The organism is Candidatus Hydrogenedentota bacterium (genome assembly GCA_013359265.1).
In the GTDB taxonomy this organism is placed as follows: domain Bacteria; phylum Hydrogenedentota; class Hydrogenedentia; order Hydrogenedentales; family SLHB01; genus JABWCD01.
Map to the genome: position 1 here is coordinate 22,340 of JABWCD010000033.1, position 19,701 is coordinate 42,040.

General features: G+C 60.4%; 15 protein-coding genes and 2 pseudogenes. All 17 read right to left on the reverse strand.

Annotation, left to right across the window (positions count from 1 at the left end):
- Positions 1 to 1,602, reverse strand: coding sequence for a prepilin-type N-terminal cleavage/methylation domain-containing protein (locus HUU46_22595; protein ID NUM56437.1), 1,602 nt, complete (start codon positions 1,600 to 1,602; stop codon positions 1 to 3).
- 23 nt (positions 1,603 to 1,625) lie between these two features.
- Complete coding sequence (locus HUU46_22600; protein ID NUM56438.1) at positions 1,626 to 2,063, reverse strand: hypothetical protein; 438 nt, start codon at positions 2,061 to 2,063, stop codon at positions 1,626 to 1,628.
- A 13-nt stretch (positions 2,064 to 2,076) separates the two neighbouring features.
- Entirely contained in the window at positions 2,077 to 3,036 is a 960-nt protein-coding gene (locus HUU46_22605) for a prepilin-type N-terminal cleavage/methylation domain-containing protein (protein NUM56439.1), read from the reverse strand.
- A 741-nt stretch (positions 3,037 to 3,777) separates the two neighbouring features.
- A pseudogene (locus tag HUU46_22610) lies at positions 3,778 to 3,864 on the reverse strand (prepilin-type N-terminal cleavage/methylation domain-containing protein).
- A gap of 52 nt (positions 3,865 to 3,916) precedes the next feature.
- Positions 3,917 to 5,152: a type II secretion system inner membrane protein GspF gene (gene gspF / locus HUU46_22615; protein ID NUM56440.1), complete on the reverse strand. Its 1,236-nt coding sequence runs from the start codon at positions 5,150 to 5,152 to the stop codon at positions 3,917 to 3,919.
- Positions 5,153 to 5,181: 29 nt separating this feature from the next.
- Positions 5,182 to 6,924, reverse strand: coding sequence for a Flp pilus assembly complex ATPase component TadA (gene tadA, locus HUU46_22620; GenBank protein ID NUM56441.1), 1,743 nt, complete (start codon positions 6,922 to 6,924; stop codon positions 5,182 to 5,184).
- Between the two features lie 18 nt (positions 6,925 to 6,942).
- The gene (locus HUU46_22625) at positions 6,943 to 8,061 is read right to left on the reverse strand and encodes a type IV pilus twitching motility protein PilT (protein ID NUM56442.1); all 1,119 of its coding nucleotides are present in this window, start codon (positions 8,059 to 8,061) and stop codon (positions 6,943 to 6,945) included.
- 18 nt (positions 8,062 to 8,079) lie between these two features.
- The gene (gene tadA / locus HUU46_22630; GenBank protein ID NUM56443.1) at positions 8,080 to 9,987 is read right to left on the reverse strand and encodes a Flp pilus assembly complex ATPase component TadA; all 1,908 of its coding nucleotides are present in this window, start codon (positions 9,985 to 9,987) and stop codon (positions 8,080 to 8,082) included.
- Positions 9,988 to 10,440: 453 nt separating this feature from the next.
- The gene (locus tag HUU46_22635; protein NUM56444.1) at positions 10,441 to 10,959 is read right to left on the reverse strand and encodes a hypothetical protein; all 519 of its coding nucleotides are present in this window, start codon (positions 10,957 to 10,959) and stop codon (positions 10,441 to 10,443) included.
- A gap of 14 nt (positions 10,960 to 10,973) precedes the next feature.
- A complete protein-coding gene (locus HUU46_22640) occupies positions 10,974 to 12,503 on the reverse strand; it encodes a hypothetical protein (protein NUM56445.1) in 1,530 nt (509 codons plus the stop codon).
- Positions 12,500 to 13,588 carry a type II secretion system minor pseudopilin GspK gene (gene gspK, locus HUU46_22645; GenBank protein ID NUM56446.1) on the reverse strand — a complete coding sequence of 363 codons (1,089 nt, stop codon included), beginning with the start codon at positions 13,586 to 13,588 and terminating at the stop codon, positions 12,500 to 12,502. The genes HUU46_22640 and gspK overlap by 4 nt, the downstream gene beginning before the upstream one ends.
- Positions 13,589 to 14,577: 989 nt before the next feature.
- Positions 14,578 to 14,676: pseudogene (locus tag HUU46_22650) on the reverse strand (prepilin-type N-terminal cleavage/methylation domain-containing protein).
- A complete protein-coding gene (locus HUU46_22655) occupies positions 14,676 to 15,362 on the reverse strand; it encodes a prepilin-type N-terminal cleavage/methylation domain-containing protein (protein ID NUM56447.1) in 687 nt (228 codons plus the stop codon). The pseudogene HUU46_22650 and the gene HUU46_22655 overlap by 1 nt, the downstream one beginning before the upstream one ends.
- The gene (locus HUU46_22660; protein NUM56448.1) at positions 15,340 to 16,245 is read right to left on the reverse strand and encodes a prepilin-type N-terminal cleavage/methylation domain-containing protein; all 906 of its coding nucleotides are present in this window, start codon (positions 16,243 to 16,245) and stop codon (positions 15,340 to 15,342) included. The genes HUU46_22655 and HUU46_22660 overlap by 23 nt, the downstream gene beginning before the upstream one ends.
- Before the next feature lie 19 nt (positions 16,246 to 16,264).
- A complete protein-coding gene (gene gspG, locus HUU46_22665) occupies positions 16,265 to 16,711 on the reverse strand; it encodes a type II secretion system major pseudopilin GspG (protein NUM56449.1) in 447 nt (148 codons plus the stop codon).
- 15 nt (positions 16,712 to 16,726) lie between these two features.
- On the reverse strand, positions 16,727 to 17,953 hold the full coding sequence (gene gspF, locus HUU46_22670) for a type II secretion system inner membrane protein GspF (GenBank protein ID NUM56450.1): 1,227 nt from the start codon (positions 17,951 to 17,953) through the stop codon (positions 16,727 to 16,729).
- 4 nt (positions 17,954 to 17,957) lie between these two features.
- Positions 17,958 to 19,700, reverse strand: coding sequence for a type II secretion system ATPase GspE (gspE, locus tag HUU46_22675; protein NUM56451.1), 1,743 nt, complete (start codon positions 19,698 to 19,700; stop codon positions 17,958 to 17,960).
- Position 19,701 lies beyond the last annotated feature (1 nt).

Below are 19,701 nucleotides of genomic sequence, written 5' to 3' on the forward strand. Positions count from 1 at the left end.
CTAAGGTTGTTCGTATGCCAACTGCGACCGCGTGTAGGCGGTCGGCACTTCAATCAACAGTTCCATCGATCGTTCGAAGTTCGGGGCCCTCAGATAGGCCGGATCGAACACCATCGGAATGCGCACCATCACCGCTTCGGGCAAACGCGGCTGCAACGGCGACCCATAGGCGGTGAACACACCATCGGGTACGCTCGCGTCCGTGGGCAGATTGAAACTGTCGATCGTTTCGCCCGGCTCATCGATCGTACCGTCGCCGTCGTTGTCGAGACCGTCCTGTTCGATCGGATTGACGAACGTCTCGCCCGGTTCGTCGATCTGCCCATCCGCGTCGTTGTCCCGCCCATCGCTTTCGTATGCGTTCGGGTCCAAAAGCAAGATGGCCGGATCGGTCATGCCGGCAACCACCAGGCGTTCGCCCGGTTCGTCGACCAGCCCGTCCTGATCGTTGTCGACGCCATCGTTTGGCAATTGAATGTTGCCCGCGTACGACTGGCGGTTCGAGTTCCAGAACGGCATGAGGTCCACGGACGTGTCCGCGGTGATGCGGCCAAACTCGAAGAACGGTTTGTATCCGCCGTCGGCGCGATAGGCCAATAACGGCCACGTGGTCCAGTAATCTTGCGGCGTGAACACGCCAATGTTTTCGACGGCGACGAAGTCGCGCGGATCGACGACGGAAACGGTGCTGCCGCCCCGCAACCAGCACCGCTCGGTGACGGCGCCGGAGTTCGGATCGACGCGGCCCCACGGGTTCGGCAGCAGCGCCTGGCCGCCCACGAGCCGCGGTATCCAATACTTCTGGCACGACAGCATCTTCAACCACAGGTCGCGCTTCTTCGCGGCAAACATCTGGTCGCGCGCGCTGTCGAGACGGCCGAGGATGCGCAGATCGTTCGACGGGCTCAAACTCAGGGTGTTCGATACTTCGAGCGAATCGTTCAACTGCGAGCGGAGCGACTCCGGACTGCTGGTGGCGGGAAACTCGGGATTGTTCTCCGTCTCGTCGATCAAATCGTCCCAATTGAACGGATACGCGTCGAGTTCGGAGACACCGGGTTCGACGTAGCGCACGAGGGCGCATATGGCGACTTCGCGGCTGCCCGCGTCCGAATTGGGATCGTTGCCGGCGAAGCGCACGCCGCGGGTTTGGTGGAAGTCAGGCGCGCGGCCGGTGTCGGTCACGCCGACTTCTTTTGCGTAGTCGATCGCGAACGGTTCGGTGACGTAGAACGCGTTGTCGCCTCCGCGCAGCACGACGGGGTAGATGACATAGGTGATGCGGCCGATGCGCGTGTAATCGCGGCCGCTCGCGTCGCGAAGCTGGAGCAGGCCGACCATCATCATGCCGTATTCGTTGCCGTAGAACTGGTAGTACTGGCCGAAATCGCGCGAGGTGAACACGGTTGTGAGATCGCGTTGAATGACGTTGAACGTGCCGCGCGCGTCTTCGTAGACCTTCTGCGACTGGTAGCCGGACTTGACGGCGTTCAGGCTCGCCACGAACAGGGCGCCGATCGACGTCATCAGGATCGCAAAGATCGCCGTCGACACGAGCAGTTCGGTGAGCGTAAACCCGCCTTTTGCGTCGCGATAATGCATGGCACGCCTCGTCCGCGCTGTCATCAATAATCCGTTACGTACGTGACGAAGTTTTCGCGCCGCCCGTCGGCCATGTCCACCGAAAACGTGACGCGCACCAACGCGTGTTCTCCCGAGCCGTTAACGCGGCGCACCGCCGCGGAGTACCCATCGATAATGTCCGTCGTTTCGACGTGGCCACCCATGCCGAGATACTGCGCATTGGCCATGGCGACGTTGCCGTAGAGCGACCCGGCCTGCGCGACGCCCAGCAGGTTGCTGGCGCCGGACATGCGCAGCCGCGCGATGTTGTTCTCGGCGAGTTCGACCGCTCTGGTCTTTTCCTGCGCCTGGCGCGTGAACGCCAGGCCCGTTGGAAACAGGCGCACCACCGCCATCACGCCTATCGCGAGGATGCCCATCGCGATCAACACTTCCACCGGCGAGAACCCGCCGTTGTCGCATACTTTCTTAAACCACACTGCGAACTGACTCCTACGATCCGATTTGGATCCGCCCTGTCGAGCGGTACACTTCGATCCGAGCGGGCGCCGCCATCACGGGTTGAGGTCCCTCGTTCGGGGCTACGGTAAACCGGTCTTCCAGCGGCGCGTCGGGAGATGCGCCGACGGCGATCGTGATGCGCTCCTTCCACGGCTCCAGGCTGTCGCCCGGGACGCTCAACTCGCCGGTCGGCAAGAACACGTGGGCGGGAAACGCGTTGGACAGCGGCGCCGCGGCGGGATCGATCGTGATCTCCGCGGCGATCGGTTCCAGGAAACCGTCGGCGTCGCGCTCGCGAAACATGTAAATCGTGCGCATGCCGCGCGAATGCAGTCCGCGGTACCGTCCTTCCGGATCGTTGGTCCCGTCCACAAACTCGGCGAGCGACTGCGGCGGCACGTCGACAAAGCCGGTCGCGGCCAGCGTCTGTTCTTCCTGCGCGGTCAAGTGACCGATGACGGCGGTATTGTTTGGCATCGCACGGAATCGCGCCTGCGTCTCCTGCGGGAGGATGAACACGTCGTCCTCCTGGATGGACTGGTCGTTGAGCCGGGCCGCGAACGCCGCGAGGGAATTCTCCAAGTCTTGATACGCGGCATTGTCGACAACCACGGTTGGCGGGTTCAGAATGAACGCGACCTGCTCTTTCGTCGCCCGGGTTGCCATGCTGTACCCGTCGATGATGTACGACTGCCCGTTGCTGTAATTGTCCGGCCGCCAATGAACGACGTACACGACCGCGGTATCTTTTCGGTACGAAATCGCGCTGATGCGCGCGGCGCGCAGCACGCCGTACAGATCGCGCGCGGCCGCGTCGCTCTTCTTGCTGAGGAACCCGCCGATCTTCACGACGGCGGGGATCGCCAGCCCGGAAAGCATCGCGAGGATCGCCAGCACGATGAGCAGTTCCGTCAGCGTGTAGCCGAAGCGGTTATGTCGTTTCGCGTTCATGTTCGCCATGCGTCTGCGCGTCACAGGTCGCCCTGCCTAGTTATAGAAGCCTTCCCAACTGTTGTCGCCGTCCCAGTTGTTGATGTCGTCGCCGCCGCCGATAAAGTCGAGTCCGACTTCGGCGGGATCGGAGAAGTAACCCTGGTTGTACTGCTGGTTGGACGTGCGGTTTTTCCCGTCCGACCACACGTAGAATGTCTGCTTGCGCGGCGCGGGCCAGCCAACGTCCAGCGTTGGACCGGTGGGGTCGTCCGGATCGACGACGTCGAACCGAATGGCGCCGGGGTTCCATGCACTGTCATCCGTCGCCGCGCTTCCGGGCACGGACAAGTCCGGCTGGTAGATTCGGAACGGCACCTTGAACGGCGGGCCGGAACCGTCCCAGTCAAAGTTAAACGGACCGGGGGCGAAATGATACAGGCTTCCCCATGGATCCTTGCCCAATTCCATGTAGCTGTCACCCAGTTTGCGCCGGACTTCTTCGTTGAGAGACACGCCGCCGGGCCACTGCGGATCGGCTTCAGCGTACTTGCCCTTGCGAAGCAGCAAGTAGAATACGGTCTGATAGGTGCCGTTCACGTCCATTGCGGGAATGAACCCCTGGTTCGGCCACGTAGCGAAAAAACCGCTCGTGAAATCGGTTCGGCCGGCGTCGACGAGCATCTTTGTCGTCGCCAAATCAATGCCCTTGATCTCCGCGAAGGCGCGCGTGGCGCGGGCCTTGTTGATGTACTTGGGCACATTGGGGATTACGATGCCGGCGAGGATCGAGATGATCGCGATCACCACCAGCAACTCGACCAACGTAAACCCGTAGCTGCGTTTCATGGCTATAGTCTCCTTTGCGCGGCGCGGCCCGACCCCGCGCGCGGCTCCTTTTTTACTGTCCACTGATAGCGTCCGCCAGCGAGAAGATCGGCAGGTACAGCGCGATGACGATGAACCCGATGATTCCGCCGAGGACGATAATGATGATTGGTTCCATCAGCCGCAGCATGGCTTCCACCGCGGCCTCCACTTCGGCGTCGTAAATGTCCGCCACCTTCATCAACATCGAATCGAGGCTGCCGGTCTCTTCGCCGACGTCGATCATGTTCACGACCATAGCCGGGAACACCTTCGATTCGTCCAGCGGCGCGGCGATCGTGTCGCCGTCCTTGATGCTGTCGTGCACCTTCTGGATGGCGTTTTCGATGACCTCGTTTCCGATGGTTTCTTTCGTAATCTTCAGCGATTGCAGGATGGGCACGCCGGACGTGATGAGCGTGCCGAGGGTGCGCGCGAACCGCGCCACGGCAACTTTCGTGACCAGGTCGCCGACGAGCGGCAGCTTGAGCACGATGCGGTCCATGATGCGTTTGGTCAACTTAAATTTGGACAAGATTTTGATCACGTTAAGCGTAGTGGTAATCGTCAACAAGATAATCCACCACTTGAACCGGCAGAAGTCTCCAATGTCGATCAGGATTAGCGTCATCGCGGGGAGTTTGGCGCCGAAATCCTGGAACACTTGCGCGAATTCCGGGACGATGTACGTCAGCAGAAACCATACGATTGCCGCGGCGATGGTCAGCACGGCGATTGGGTAGATCATTGCGCCCTTGACGCGGCGCTTGAGGGCCTGGCGCCGTTCCATGAATATCGCCAGGCGCTGCAACACGACTTCGAGCATACCGCCGACCTCGCCGGCACGGACCATATTGACGTACAGCCGATCGAAGTACTTGGTGTGCTTCGAGAGCGCGTCGGAGAACGTCGAGCCGCTTTGAATGTCGGACGAGATTTCGCGCAGCACGTCTTTCAGTTTCGAGGCCTTTTGCTGCGCAATCAGAATGTTCAGGCTGCGCAACAGCGGCAGGCCGGCGTCGATCAGCGTAGACAACTGGCGCGTCATGACCACAAGCTGCTTGACCTTGATGCCGCCGATGTAAAACTCGCCCGGTCCCTTCTTGGCCTTGCGGGCGCGGCGTTCGTCGGCCTTGCTGGCTTCGCGGACGACGGTCGGGAACAACCCGAGGCCCTTGACGTCGTTGATCGCCAGCGCCTGCGAATCCGACTCGATGACGCCAAACACTTCCTTGCCGTCGCGGTTCATCGCTTTGTATGCGAACTTCATCGGTCAATCTCCGTCGGTTTTGACCTGCCCTAATCGTCAAACTTGTCGGTGTGCGCGAGAATCTCGTCCGTGGTCGTAATACCCTTCAGACACTTGATGATGCCCTCTTCGCGCAAGGTGCGCATGCCCTGTTTGCGGCGCGCGTACTTGCGGATTTCGTACGCGAGTGCGCGCTGGTTGATGAGATCGCACAGCGGCTCGTCGACCGTAAGCAACTCGAACAGGCCTACGCGGCCCATGTACCCGATGTAGTCACACGCCGGGCAGCCGTCCGCCTTCCAGAAGGCGAGATTCGGCGCTTTCCGGTAGTCTTCCGGAAGGCCAAGCAGTTCCATCTCTTCGATGTCGGGTTTGTACGGCTTGCGGCAGTGCCGGCACACGACGCGGACAAGGCGCTGCGCAAGCACGGCCGTTAGCGATGACGTGATAAGGAACGGTTCGAGGTCCATATCGAGCAGGCGTGTAATGGTCTCGGACGCGCTGTTCGTGTGGAGCGTGCTCAGCACCAGGTGTCCGGTGAGCGACGCTTCGACGGCGATTTGCGCGGTCTCGAGGTCGCGGATTTCACCGACCATCACGATGTCGGGGTCCTGACGCAGAATCGAGCGCAGGCACGCGGCAAACGTCAGGCCCACTTCCTCGCGGACCTGCACCTGGACCACCCGGTCCATTTTCAATTCGACGGGGTCTTCCGTCGTGATGATCTTTACCGCGACTTCGTTGAGTTCATTGAGGCACGCGTAGAGCGTGGTGGTCTTGCCGGAACCGGTCGGGCCGGTGACCAGGAAGATACCGTTCGGCCTCGCGATGCACGTCTTGATCGCCGTCAACTGGTTCGGCTCGAAGCCCAGCTTCTCGATGTCGACCTTTACCGTCGTGCGGTCGAGAATACGCATCACGACGCTTTCGCCGTACAACGTCGGCAACGTCGCGACGCGGATGTCCACTTCCGAATCGCCGATCTTAAGCTCGATGCGCGCGTCCTGCGGCAGGCGACGTTCGCCGATGTCCATGCTGCACATGATCTTGATGCGGCAGGTGAGCGCCAGCGCCAATGCCTTCGGCGGGCTGGTGATTTCGTGCAGCACGCCGTCGATGCGGATACGGATGCGGAAGTCTTCCTCGTACACCTCGAAGTGAATATCCGAGGCGCGCTTCGTGATGGCGTCGAGCAGGACCAGGTTCACGATTTTAATGACTTCGGGCTCTTGCGCAAGTTGGACGAGGTTGTCTATGTCGCCCACGATCTCCTGCGTGCCAAGTTCTTCGAGCGTCAGTTCGGCGTCGCCGACGCGCTCGATGAGTTCTTTCAGGGTAGATTCGATGTTCTCCGTGTCGAATGCGTAGTTGTTCTTGATGAACACCGACACATCTTGCGGATTGCTGATCGCGCCGACGATCTCTTGTCCGGTAAGTTGCGAGATCGTGTCAAGCACGCCGAGGTCCATCGGGTTTGCCATCGCAACCATCAGCTTTCCGTCTTTTTCGCGGATGGGCGCAATCATGTAGAACTTGGCAACGTCCGGCTCGACCTTGCGCAGTATCTCGTCCGCCACTTTGAGCTTGGTGACGTCCACTTTCTCCATGCCGGACTGCATGCCGAGCGCGTCGATGACGTCCTGCTCTTCGCACAGGCCCATGCGAACGAGCACGCGGCCCAGCATGTCGCCCGTGAGGCGTTGCCGCTGCAGGGCTTCGTCGAGCTCGAGCGGACTGATGACGCCCTGGTCTACCAGGATGTCGCCTAACGCTCTTTCTTTCATCGTGGCCATGGTGTCCGTAGCCTCGCGTTAGCGGGTAATCGATTGCTGTTTGGCTTTTGTCGGGATGATTTCACCTTCCGGCGCCATTGCCCGGGCGCTCGCCTCGAAGTCGTCGGCCATCTGCGCGCGGCCGAGGGCGTCTTCGTATTTGATGATGCCCTTGCGGTACAACGCGAGCAGGTGTTCGTCCAGAAGGTTCATGCCGTACTTGTGTCCCGTCTGGATCGCGGACGTGATGCGGTACGACTTGTTTTCGCGGATCAGGTTCTGAATGGCCGGCGTCGTAATCATCACCTCGAAGGCGGCGACGCGCCCGAACCCGCTCTTGCGGGGGACCAGCGTCTGCGAAATGATCGACTTCAAGTTACCGGCAAGCTGCGTGCGAATCTGTTCCTGCTGGTTCGTCGGGAACGCGTCAACCAAACGGTCGATCGTGCGGACCGCGCCCGTGGTGTGCAGCGTGCCAAACACCAGGTGACCGGTCTCGGCCGCGGTCACCGCGGCGCCGATGGTCTCGAGGTCGCGCATTTCGCCGACCAGAATGATATCGGGGTCCTGACGCAGCGCGCGCCGCAGCGCTTCCGCGAAGGTTGGCACGTCCACGCCGACTTCGCGTTGCGTGATGATGCTGCGCTTGTGCGTATGGTAATACTCGATCGGGTCCTCGATGGTGATGATGTGGTGGTCGAAGTTGGTATTGATCCAATCGATCATCGTGGCGAGGCTCGTGCTCTTGCCCGAACCCGTCGGGCCGGTGACCAGGATCAAGCCGCGCGGCTGGGTGATGATTGGCTGCAGACTTTTCGGCAGGCCAATCTCCTCGAAGGTCAGAATCTTTCGCGGAATGAGCCGCAATACGAGGCCCACGCAGCCTTTCTGTTTGAAGATCGATACGCGGAACCGGGCGATATCCTCGAACGCAAACCCAAAGTCAGACCCACCGACTTCCTGCAGTTCCTGCTGGTTGTCGACCGATGCGATCGATTTCATGAGCCGCTCGGTGTCGTCCGGCGTGAGCGGGTCTTCGCCGAAGTACTGCAAGTGCCCGTGCACGCGGCCCACCGGCGGGTTCTCGACCGCGAGATGCAAGTCTGACCCGTCACGGTCGATCAGCATCCGCAGCAAACTCACCATTTCGTACGCCATGTCAGGCAGTCTCCTTCGCTACGCGGACGCAGCCGTTTCCCGCACCAGTGGCTCGTCCACCGCGGTCACGCGATTGCATTCTTCCACGGTGGTAATACCGTTGAGCACCTTTTTCCAACCGTCTTCGCGCATGGTGGTCATGCCTTCCAGACGCGCCTTGCGCCGGAGCGGGCCGGCAGGCGACCCGTGCATAATCATCTGGCGCAACTCGTCGTTCATCAGCATGAGTTCGTACACGCCGACGCGGCCGGAATACCCGGTATGGTTGCAGTTGTCGCACCCCTTGCCGTGGAAAACTTCAACCTTGTTCCAGTCGATTTTCATCGCCAACCGCTCCTTTTCGAAATCGGTTGGCTTGTAAAGTTCCTTGCACGCCGTGCAGATTGTGCGCACCAGCCGCTGGCCCAACACCGCACGGATGCCTGACGCCACGAGGAAGGGGCGAATGCCGATATCGACGAGACGAATAATCGCCGCGGGCGCGTCGTTGGTGTGAAGCGTCGAGAAAACCAGGTGGCCGGTGAGCGCCGCCTTGATCGCGATCTCCGCCGTTTCCTGGTCACGAATTTCACCGACCATCACGATATCGGGGTCCTGACGGAAAATGGCACGGAGCGCGCGGGCGAAATTCCACCCAATATCGTGGTTGATTTGCACCTGGTTGATGCCGCGCAACTGGTATTCGACCGGGTCCTCGACGGTGACGAGTTTCGCGTCCGTCTGATTGAGCTGATGCAGCGACGCGTATAGCGTCGTCGTCTTGCCCGAGCCGGTCGGGCCGGTGACAAGAATAACGCCCGTGGCCTGGCCAAGCAGTTCTTCCCAGCGGCGTTGGTCCTCTGGCGCAAACCCGAGTTGGCCCATGCCGAGGAGCAGGCCGCTCTTGTCCAAGATACGCATTACGACGCTCTCGCCGTAGACGGCAGGCAGCGCGCTCACGCGCAGGTCGACCATCTTGCCGCCCAGGGCAATCTTGATGCGGCCGTCCTGCGGGATGCGCCGCTCGGAGATGTCCATGCCGGACATGATCTTCAACCGCGATATAATCGAGGGTTGCGCGCGCTTGGGCGGCGTCGGCATCAAATGCAGGATACCGTCGATGCGATACCGCACCTTGACATCGAACTTGCCGGGTTCGACGTGAATATCCGACGCGCGGAGGCGGAACGCCTCGAGAATCAGGTGATTGATGTACCGCACCACCGGGCTGTCGCTGTCGTCGTCGTCGTCCTGCGTCACCACGCCGCCCGCCGGCTTTGTCACGGAGATGCTGTCGTTGAAGTCAACGCTATCCATCGAGATGCTGCTAAGGCTGATGTCGCTTCCGGAAACGCTGCTGCCCATGCTGCTCATCGACGAGGCCATCGAACTCACGTTAGACATCGTGCTCAGCGTGCTGAGCGTGCTCGCGCTGCTGACCGTCGACAGCATCGATTCGACCGTCTTCTCGTTCAGTCCGTAGTACTTCGCGAGCGCTACCTTGATTTCTTCCGGCGTCGTCAATTGCGGGACGACACGGCGATCGAGCAGTCGTTCGAGATTGTCGAATGTCTGCACGTTTGTGGGATCGGCAGTGGCCAGAAGCAGCGCCCCATGCTCTTCGCCAATCGGCATAACCTTATAAAGAGTGGCGATCTGCGGATCGACCATGTTGCGAATGCGTTCAGGAATCTCGCGGTCCGACAGGCGAATGATGGGAATGCCGAGCTGATCGGCCAGCCCTTCGGAGATATGGCTTCTGCTGATATAGCCCAGCCGGACGAGTATCTCGCCCAGCTTGCGCTGCCCCATCGAGGTCTGCTGCTTGTGGACCGCTTCGTCAAGCTGCTTCTGCGTGATAATGCCGCGGCTGACAAGGCTTTGCCCGAAAGTCTTGTAGCCCCCACCGGTCGTCGGTGGGCCTGGAGGTTGTGTTGTGGTCGCCACGGTTCGATCCTCAGCCGTTCAGCAATTTAACTGTACCATTCAACGCGTTGAAAGTCAATGTAAATAATGCTAATGGTCATTGATGGCATTACATTTATAACTGAATTTGTCAATAGATTATTCGCCCGCAACTTGCCAACGCGGCATGTCTTGTTCCGTGGTATCCAGAGCTTCCAACACGACCCCTCGCGCGGCTCACACCACCAAGCCTACTCGCTCACGGCAAATGGCCAACGGGACAGCCTTAACGCAACGCTTACGCGCCCTTCGGCAACCGATTACAAATGCCCAAGTTACGACGGTTCGGCACCCCATCTGCGTCCCCGGATGACCACACCTTCCGAGGACAATTGTCCCGCAGAAGTGACGGAAAGTCAAGTAATTGCGGCGACAAACGGCGCGGGCATGTGGGTAAATTGTGTAAAGAGATCTGCCGGCCCGAATGGGGCGGGCCTACGCCTGAGGAGCGACGAACGTCAAGCGGCAGTCAAGGCTCTTGGCGTCTTGGGAGGGACGCAAGTAAAGCATTTGGCTGAGGTAGACAAATCGACCGGTGTCGTAGACGCGGTGGAGCAAATCGACCAGCTCTTGATTCGATACCCCATTGAGAGTGATTTCGACCGAACTGCTTTCTTGCCCGGGTGTCGAACTGCCCCGGTTGCTTCGCATCGAACACCGGGCACCAAGTTTCAGGTCTTTGACCGCTTTGTCGACTTCGGTGAACAGGTTGAATTGACCGGCCTTTGCAATCCTGGCCTGGACGGCTTCCTGCTTTTTTCGGTCGCGTTCTACGGTAGCTTGAAGAATCTTTGCGAGATTGAGCCGCTCTCGGGCTTGCGCCACCTGTTCGATGGACTTTTTGTACGCTTGGTACGGCCCCTGCGAAATTCCGTACGCTCCAATCACAGCGACGCCGATCGCGCCGAGAACAAGCACCATACGTTCGCGCGGTTGTAGTTTTACTTTCGCCATGTGCCCATCCGCCCCTAAATCGTCGCCTGCATCCGGAAGAACGTCTTGCCCTCTTTCGTCGCAAGCGTCGGATCGTCGTCCAGTTTGAAGGTTGCCGATTGTTTTAGCTTGTCCACGGCTTCGTTAAACCCGGCCGTGTCCACGATTTCGCCTTCTACGACCAGCGACTGGGAACCGCCCCGTGCGTCGCGGACTTGAATCTGCGAGAGCACGACTTTGCCGCTCGGAAACGTGTCGGCCAATTCCTTGATGATTGCCAGCAGCGGCGGCCGCGCCAGCATTTCCGCCGATAGTCGTGACGCCGATTCCTCCGCTTCCTTTTGTCGGGCTTCGAGCAGCTCCATGGACAATTGCCCGCCCACGTCGCCCTCGGGCCGTTCCTTGGCATCCTCCGCGTCGGGAAACGTCGCAGCGTAGATAGACCAAATCTCCGCCCCGATCCGCTCCGTCTCGGCGATATTGTTTTGGTATTGGGCCGCACAATATCCCGCGATTCCCGCCAAGGTAACGAAAAGCATAGCGGCGCTGCCCAACAGGCGCGGCCGCATTCCGGCGAACACGTTCGCCGGAGCGAGCGGGCCCTTGCGCAACTCGAAGAAAACTCCGCTACCGGCCGCGGCCGCGGCCGCACCCGCGGCCGCTTCCCAGCGGTTGGGTGGTTCGAGGCCAGTCCCATCGCCGACTGCTACGCCGACGAGGCGCGCGACCGCTTTCTCGGCGCCGCGAACATTCTTGGCAAGATTCGCGTAGACCACCGGGACATTGAGTCCATCTTCAAACTCTTCGCGCGACACGCTGTCGAACTCGATGCCCGTGACCGTCAAATCCTCGACGGCTTCCTCGCCCGACCAGGACGTGGCGAACGCACGCAGCGTGTTGCGCGCGTCGCGTGACAGCGCGCGGGGATCGGAAATCGCGCGCTCCGCCGTCGCCGCCAAGTGCCGGAAGTAGACGAGTTTCCTGCCATGAATCGCGGCAAAAATCGCGCCGTCGTCGCGAATGTGCAACTGGGCATGCAGCCCGGCGGGCTTGCGCCGGCCCGCCAGCCACAACGTCGACAATCCGGCAACATCGAGGTTGATTCCCTCGATGTTCACACCCGCCGCCGCGAACTCGCTGATCTGGTCTTCGAGGATGGACTGCTTGATTGCGACAACGAGCACCGTGGTTTCTCCCGGCGCTTCCTTGATCACGGTGTGATCGATGATCAGGTCGTCGATGGGAAACGCGAGCGTGGGTTCAAGCTCGACAGGGACGGCAGCCGTAACACGCGCATGGCCGCGGAACGGCACCGTGAGCGTGCGCACGACCATGTTCGCGCTGTTGATACACAAAACGAACAGCGCGGGACGCGCTTTAACCTCGGCCAGGATTTTCTGTACCGCGGCCATGAACGCTTCCGCGAGCTCTTCTACGGTGTCGTACGCCAGCGCCGCGACGTGCCATTCAAGCAGCGTTGGTTGCGCGCCGCCCGTTTGCACGACGGCAAGCCGCACTTCGTTTCCGGCAATTTCGAACGCGCCCACGCGCGAAGACAATTTCATCGAAGTTCCTTCCACTCGGTGATACGAATGCCGTCGACGCCCGCGCTCGGGTCGCGCGTCAAGAAGGCCTCGATGCGCACGCGGCTGTCACCGCAAATCCCATTGCCGTAAAGCCGGTACGACGAACTCGATACCGTGAACGGGCGAGCCGCACGCGCACCCGATTCCCCGCCCGGAGTGCTGGGCTGCGCGGGCATTATACCGCGTTGCTGCAATTCCGCGTTGCTCGAGAACGGAGACCGCTGCCGTTCCTCTATCACCAGTTCGGCAAGCCCCGGAATACTCAACGAATCGCCCATCGCCGTAAGCGTTTCCGCCTCGGCGGTATTGATGTTGACGCGGCCGTTGCGGTGGCCGTGCACAGTGAGTACCTCTGACAACGGCAGTTGCTCAAGATCGATGTCACCGAAATAGAGCGCCGGCGTGACCCCACGGATGAGCATGAGTTCCTCGACGGAACTGAGCGGGGCGTTCTTGCACGGATACGGCGTCAGGAGAGACTGGTAATAGTCCGTCTCCGCGCCATTCGGGCGCGTTTCGTCGTCGGAATCGATCCAATCGAGAATGGCGTCGGTCGGGTCTTCTTCGGCGCCGCGAGCCTCGAACAAGAATCGAAGCGCGTTCTCCAGCGTTTCGTTTGGCTCCTGCGTGCGGGAATCGAGCAACGCATTGAGATTGATCTTGCCGTATTCATCATCGATCGAACACTGCATGATTGCCTTATTGATACTTTGAAACGGGATGCCGTAGCCCCACATCTCGTCCAAGCTATCGAACGTCGCGCCGCCAACCGTCGGATCGTCCGCCGTGCCCGAACCAATCTGGGGCGCCTGCGACACGCCGGGCTCGCCCGCGGACTGCAACGCCATTGCATCGGCCGTCAGGACTGACACTCCCATCGCGATTGCGGACTTCGCGGCTACTTGCGCCTGGTAGTCCAACAAGTTCGCCGCCACCAGCGACGTGTCCACCTGCGTCTCGTACGCGTATTCGACGACGAGCACGGTCAACAATACGATGAACAACAGCGATAGCAGAAGGGCTACGCCGTCGTCGTTCCGTCCATGTCTGTGTATCGCGTTCATTGGCCCAAACGACTTCCCAGACCGCCGCGGCCGCCACCGGGTGCCGATCGGGTTGAACCTCGTCCGCCAAAGATGTTGCTGCCACTGCCGATTCCCGGCGTCCGCCCAGGGGCGCCACGGCCGGAGATTCTGCCCGACCCGGTCCGGCCTGACCGCGACGTGCCGGAACTACTCGCGGCCGCGGAATCACTCTCCGCCGCACCCTCGGCAGCGGCGCCGCCTTCAGTCTGCCCCTGCGTCTGTTCGCCGCCCTCTTCACCGGCTTCTTCCAAAGCGGCCTGCGATCGACCGTCGGTGATTTGACCCAGCGACAGCGGAATAGGCACGACCAGCTCGAAGTCCGGATTCTCCACGATGTCGATGTTCTGTTCGATCTCCGCCTGAATTTCCTGGTCCGTGCGCGCGAAGTTGATGCGCACGCGAACGCACCACGGCAAACTGCCGAGCAACTGCGAGTCCCACTCCTCGACCCACTGGGTGCCGTCGTAATACGTCACGTCAAACGTGCGAATCGGGACAGACCACGACGGCGCCTGATACACCGGAATGTCCGGGTTCGTAGTATTCGTCTGGGTAACGTCGATGTTGCCAGTCTCCGCGTCCACGGCCTGCGCGTTCGATGCAAGCAACGGTGTCTCCGTCGCTTCGAGCTTCGCTTGGTCGGGCGTCTCGTCGGTGAGTTCGTACTCCGCGATCCGCTCGCGGTCCACGCCGAGCTGCACGCGCCCCTCTTCGCCGCCAAACACTTCGAAACGCACTTCCTTGAAATCGCCGGGCAATGCGAATCCGCCCATCAACTGGTTTGTGCTCACAAACCGAAGCGAATCGCGCGGCCCGGTCGTGTTCTCGTCGTTCGTCCCAATGAACTGAAATACCTGCTGCTCGAACCGGCGATCGACATAGACCGACGTCAGGTTGGTGCGAAGACTGCGCTCGAGAAACTGCCGCAGCCGCATCTCCTCCGTACGCACGCGCGCGACGGAAATGGTGTCCGTTACGCTCGCAAAACTCGCGTACACCACCGCGACGATGAGAACGAGGATTGTCATCGCGACCAGCACTTCCAATAAAGTAAAACCGCGGCGCATCATTCGGTAGACCCCGACGATAGTTGGGCCGCGCCGGCGCTTTGGCCTTCCTCGCCTTCGGCGCCCTCTTCGCCTTCTTCGTCGTCGGCCGCGGCCTGATCGCCCGCAAACGTCTTGACCACGGTGTAGTAACGGAGTTCGTATGTCGTCTTGTCGGGGTCCTCGATCGTGACAAGGACATCGTACAACCCTGGAAACGCGGGCGCGCTTCCCGTCTGCCGCCCGCTGTTGGTGGACGACGCCTCGACTTCCTGCGCGTCGAACGCGTAGCGCCAACCGGGGTAACGGTCGCCGAATTCCTGAGTGTCCTTCAATGTGCCAACGGCAATTTCGACTTCGGACATGCCCGCCGCCAACGACAGCAAGTTGCGCACGCGGATTTCGTTCTCGAGCCGCGCCTGCGCGTTCACCGCGTTGTAGTGCATTTCCAGGAGCACGAATAGCGACATCCCGAGAATCGCCAGCGCGATCATGATTTCGACCAGCGTGAACCCCGCGTCATCCGCGCTTGTCCCCTTTGGTCCCCGGCGCAGCGCATTTTCGATTTTGGGTTTTGGATTTTGGATTGATAGACACCAAGAATGAGCAACACTATTCTTGACGGTAGCCTGCTCGTATTCCCGATACCCGATTCCCGCTGTGTCGTTTCGCCCACGGGACGTGCTATTGCAGCGCAGGTTCGGCATAGCCCGCCTCCTTGCCCCGCATGAGGTGCGCGCCGCCCGTGATCGGGTCCCACTGCACGGTGTAGTACTCGTCCTTCGCGCCCCTCAAAAAGAAGGACACGGACTGACTGAGCCCAATCGGCGTGACCTCGATATCGATCGGGCCCTCCGAAACTTCTTGCCCGTTCAGCAGGATCGATTCGATCACGATATCGGGAGGAAGATAACCGTGTTCGATCAACGCGTCTTGCACTTCCTCGCGCTGCTCCTCCTTGCCTTCCAGCGTGAGCGAGAATTCCTTCTGTAACAAGGGATCGACATCGCTCACCACGCTCTCCGTCGGTACATTCCGGGCCTGCGCAATCAACGACCGCTGGAAAATCTGATCCAATTCGTATTGCACCTCGTCACGCTGAAATTCGAGGTCCTCCGGCGTGCCGACGGACATCAACTCCTGAATCGTCATCTCGCTGCCGGTGCCCGTCGACAAGCCGTCCGCCTGCTTGTTGGGGTCCCGCGTCAGCCCCATATCGTTCTTGCCCTCGATGCCGGACAACCCGGCGGACTGCAGGCCCGACTGTATCGCGAGGTCTTCCTCCGACCACTTCAGGCAGTAGTACTCGCCGTTCGCCAAATCGACGCGCACGGTGACGGGTTCGTGATTGAGCGCGCTGTACGCGATGACGGAGCGCCCGTAATTGGCCAGGTGACGCGCGGAACCTTCAAGCTGGGAAGACAACATGGCGGGCATCAGGCTCGGCATCGCAATGCTGAGGACGAGCGCGATAATGAACACCACGAACATGAGTTCGATGAGTGTGTAACCTTCGCGCGTGCACAACCCGCCTCTATTGATACAGTTTCTCCTCGCGCGCGCGGACCCGATTAATGTCGCCGGATACATGGGGCACGCTATCGCAACGTCAGTTCTGCTGTTGCAGGTTCCAGCTCTGCACGTCCGCGTTCTCACCCTCGCCGCCCGCGGCGCCGTCCGCGCCGAGCGACACAATGTCGAAATCGCGCCCGTTCTGCCCGGGACACGTATACTGGTACGCGTTGCCCCATGGGTCTTTCGGCAACGTCTCGACGTCGTTTAAATAGTTCTTGCCGGACGCGTTTTTAATGAGTGTCTCCAAGCCTTCGCTCGTTGTCGGATAGCGAACGTTATCAAGCTTGTACAATTGCAGCGCCGTCTTGAACGAGCTGATCTGCGCGCGCGCCGAAGTCTGCGCCGCCTTGCCCGCCGCACCCATAAATCGCGGCACGACAATGGCCGCGAGCATGCCGATGATCACAATCACCACCATAAGTTCGATGAGCGTGAAACCGGTTTCGCCGCGGCGCCGCGCGGCCGTCCGATGTGTTTTCATTTCTCGATCTCCTCTCTACATGCCCGAACTGATATCGAAGATGGGCAACAGTATCGACATGACCAGGAACCCGACAAAGACACCCATGATCAAAATCATCATCGGTTCGAGCAGACTCACAATCCCGTCCACCGTCATCTCGATGTCTTCGTCATAGGTGTCTGCAACTTTGATCAGCATGTTCTCGATTTCGCCGCTGCGCTGGCCCAATTCGACCATGTGCAGCAGCATCGGCGGGAAAAAGCCCGTTTCCCGCAGCGGCACCGTGAGGTCGCGTCCGCGGCGCACCCCCGATTTCACGTCGTCCATCGACGCTTCGACCACCTTGTTTCCCAGCACCGATTTGACCACGTCGAGTGCGTTCATCATCGTGAGTCCGCTCTGCAGCATCGTGCCGAGCGTACGCGCGAACCGCGTGCTGATCATCTTGATGTACAACGGACCGACCAGCGGCAGCTTCATCTTGAACCGGTCCCAACGCAGCCTCCCTTCAGGACGCGACACCCAGAACCGCCACAACACGTAAACTCCAATCGCTCCGCCGACCAACAGGAACCACCAGTCGCGTATGAACTGGCTGGTGTTAATCATCAGTTCGGTAATGAACGGCAATTCCCGTTTCTGCGCGGTGAATATGCGCACGATCTTCGGGACCACGAACGTCATCATGAACGTTACGATCGAAATACCGACCAGCGCCATCAGGATGGGGTACGCGAGCATCGACGTGACTTTGCGCTTCAGACGGTCCGCCCGCTCCGTAATGTCCGCGATGCGGAACAACACGCTCTCGAGCGCGCCGCTCTGCTCTCCGGCGCGCACCATGTTGATGTACAACTCGGAGAAGATGCGCTTGTGCGCGGACAACGCGTCGCCCAACGTGACGCCCTCGTTCACCTTGTCGCGTACTGCGAAAATGGTCTTGCGCAAGCGCGGGTTCGCGGTTTGTTCCATAAGCGCGCCGAGGGCCTCGACCAGCGGCATGCCCGCCTGCAACAACACGGCAAGCTGGCGCGTCATCAGCGAAATATCGCGTTGCGATATCCGGCCGACCAATGTGCCGCGCTCTTCCACGACCGGACCGCCGCCTGCCGCCGCCTTCGCGTCCGACTGCGACAACTTGGTGGGGTACAGCTCTTGTTCGCGCAGCTTGCGGCGGGCCGCCGCCGGCGTGTCGGCATCAATCACGCCGCGCACCGACTTGCCGGACTTGGCCATCGCCTCGTACTCGAACACGCCCATCGGGCTACTCCGCCACTTCGAGAAGCACGTCGTCTCGTGTAACGCGCATCACCTCTTCGATCGTTGACACGCCCTTGAAAACTTTCGAAGCGCCGTCCTCGCGCAAGGTCCGCATTCCAGCCTTCTTGGCTTCGCGCTTGATAATGTTCGAGTCGACACCGCGCAACGTCAAGTCCTGTATCATCGGCGTCATGATGAGTAACTCGAAGATGCCCGTGCGGCCGTAGTAACCGCGGCCCTGGCAGCGGTCGCAGCCGCGTCCGCGGAACGCGGTGCGCCCCATTGCCTGGTCGCGCGTGAGGCCAAGCTCCATCAAGCTTTCCAGCTCCGGCTCGTATTCCTCGCGGCAGTGCCTGCAAATGTTGCGCACGAGCCGCTGCGCGAGAATGGCGAGCGTCGAGGAACTCACGAGGAAAGGCTCGATGCCCATATTCACCAACCGCGTAATCGCGCCCGCGCTGTCGTTCGTGTGCAGCGTCGAAAACACGAGGTGGCCGGTGAGCGATGCCTGAATCGCCATGTCGGCGGTCTCGAGATCCCGGATTTCGCCGACGAGTATCACGTCCGGGTCCTGGCGCAGGATACTGCGCAGTCCCGCCGCGAAGGTCAGCCCGATCTTTGGCTTCACCTGAATCTGGCCGATACCCTGCATCTGGTATTCGATCGGGTCCTCGACCGTAATGATATTGAGTTCGGGCGAGCTCACCCGCTGCAATCCCGCGTACAGCGTTGTCGATTTTCCCGAGCCGGTCGGCCCCGTGACCAGGATGATTCCGTGCGAACTCTGGATAAGCTTGTCGAACAACTTGAAGTCGTGTTCGTCCATACCCACGTCTTCGAGACCAAGCAGAAAACTGCCCTTCTCGAGAATACGCATCACGACGCGTTCGCCGTGCGCAATCGGAATGATCGATACGCGGATATCGATTTCCTTGCCGCTCAGGCGAATCTTGATGCGCCCATCCTGCGGAAGGCGGTGTTCGGCGATGTTGAGGTGCGCCATGATCTTGACGCGGGAGATGATAGCCGCCTGTTGCGATTTCGGCACCGTCAACTTCTCGTAAAGCACGCCGTCGATGCGGTAGCGCACCCGGACTTCGCGCTCGAACGGCTCGACATGGATGTCCGACGCGCGCTCTTTCACCGCGCCGGAAATCAGCAGGTTGATCAGCTTGATGATGGGGGCTTCGTTCGCGAGATCGAGGAGGTCGCGGTCCGCGTCCATCATATCGAGCGTTTGGATTTCGTCGTCTTCGCCGCCGGCGAGCACGATGTTATCGATCATGTCGCGCGCGTTTTCGCCCTGCTGGTCAAAGTACGTATCGATCACGTTTTGGATATCGTCATTCCGGCAAAGCACCGGTTCGACCGCGCCGCCGAGCAGCAGCCGCAGGTCGTCGAGCGGCAGCAGGTTCACCGGATCGTTGACCGCGACATAGAAGCAGCTTCCGTTTTGCTTGAACGGCACCATGCGGTACTCGCGGATGAAATTGATCGGGGCCTTCGTCGTAAGCGCGGAATCCATCGACCCGCGAATTTCGCGATCGAACGGTATGTCGAACTGCTCGCTCAGCGCTTCGAGTACGTGGTCTTCTTCGCAGTACCCGACGTCCATGAGCAGCTCGCCGATACGGGTGCGTTTCGCGCGGATTTTCTGCAGTTCGAGCGCTTCCTGCACCTGCTCGGAGTGGACATGGCCCAGGCGAACCAGGATTTCGCCGAGCAAATTTCCGCGCCGATCGGACACA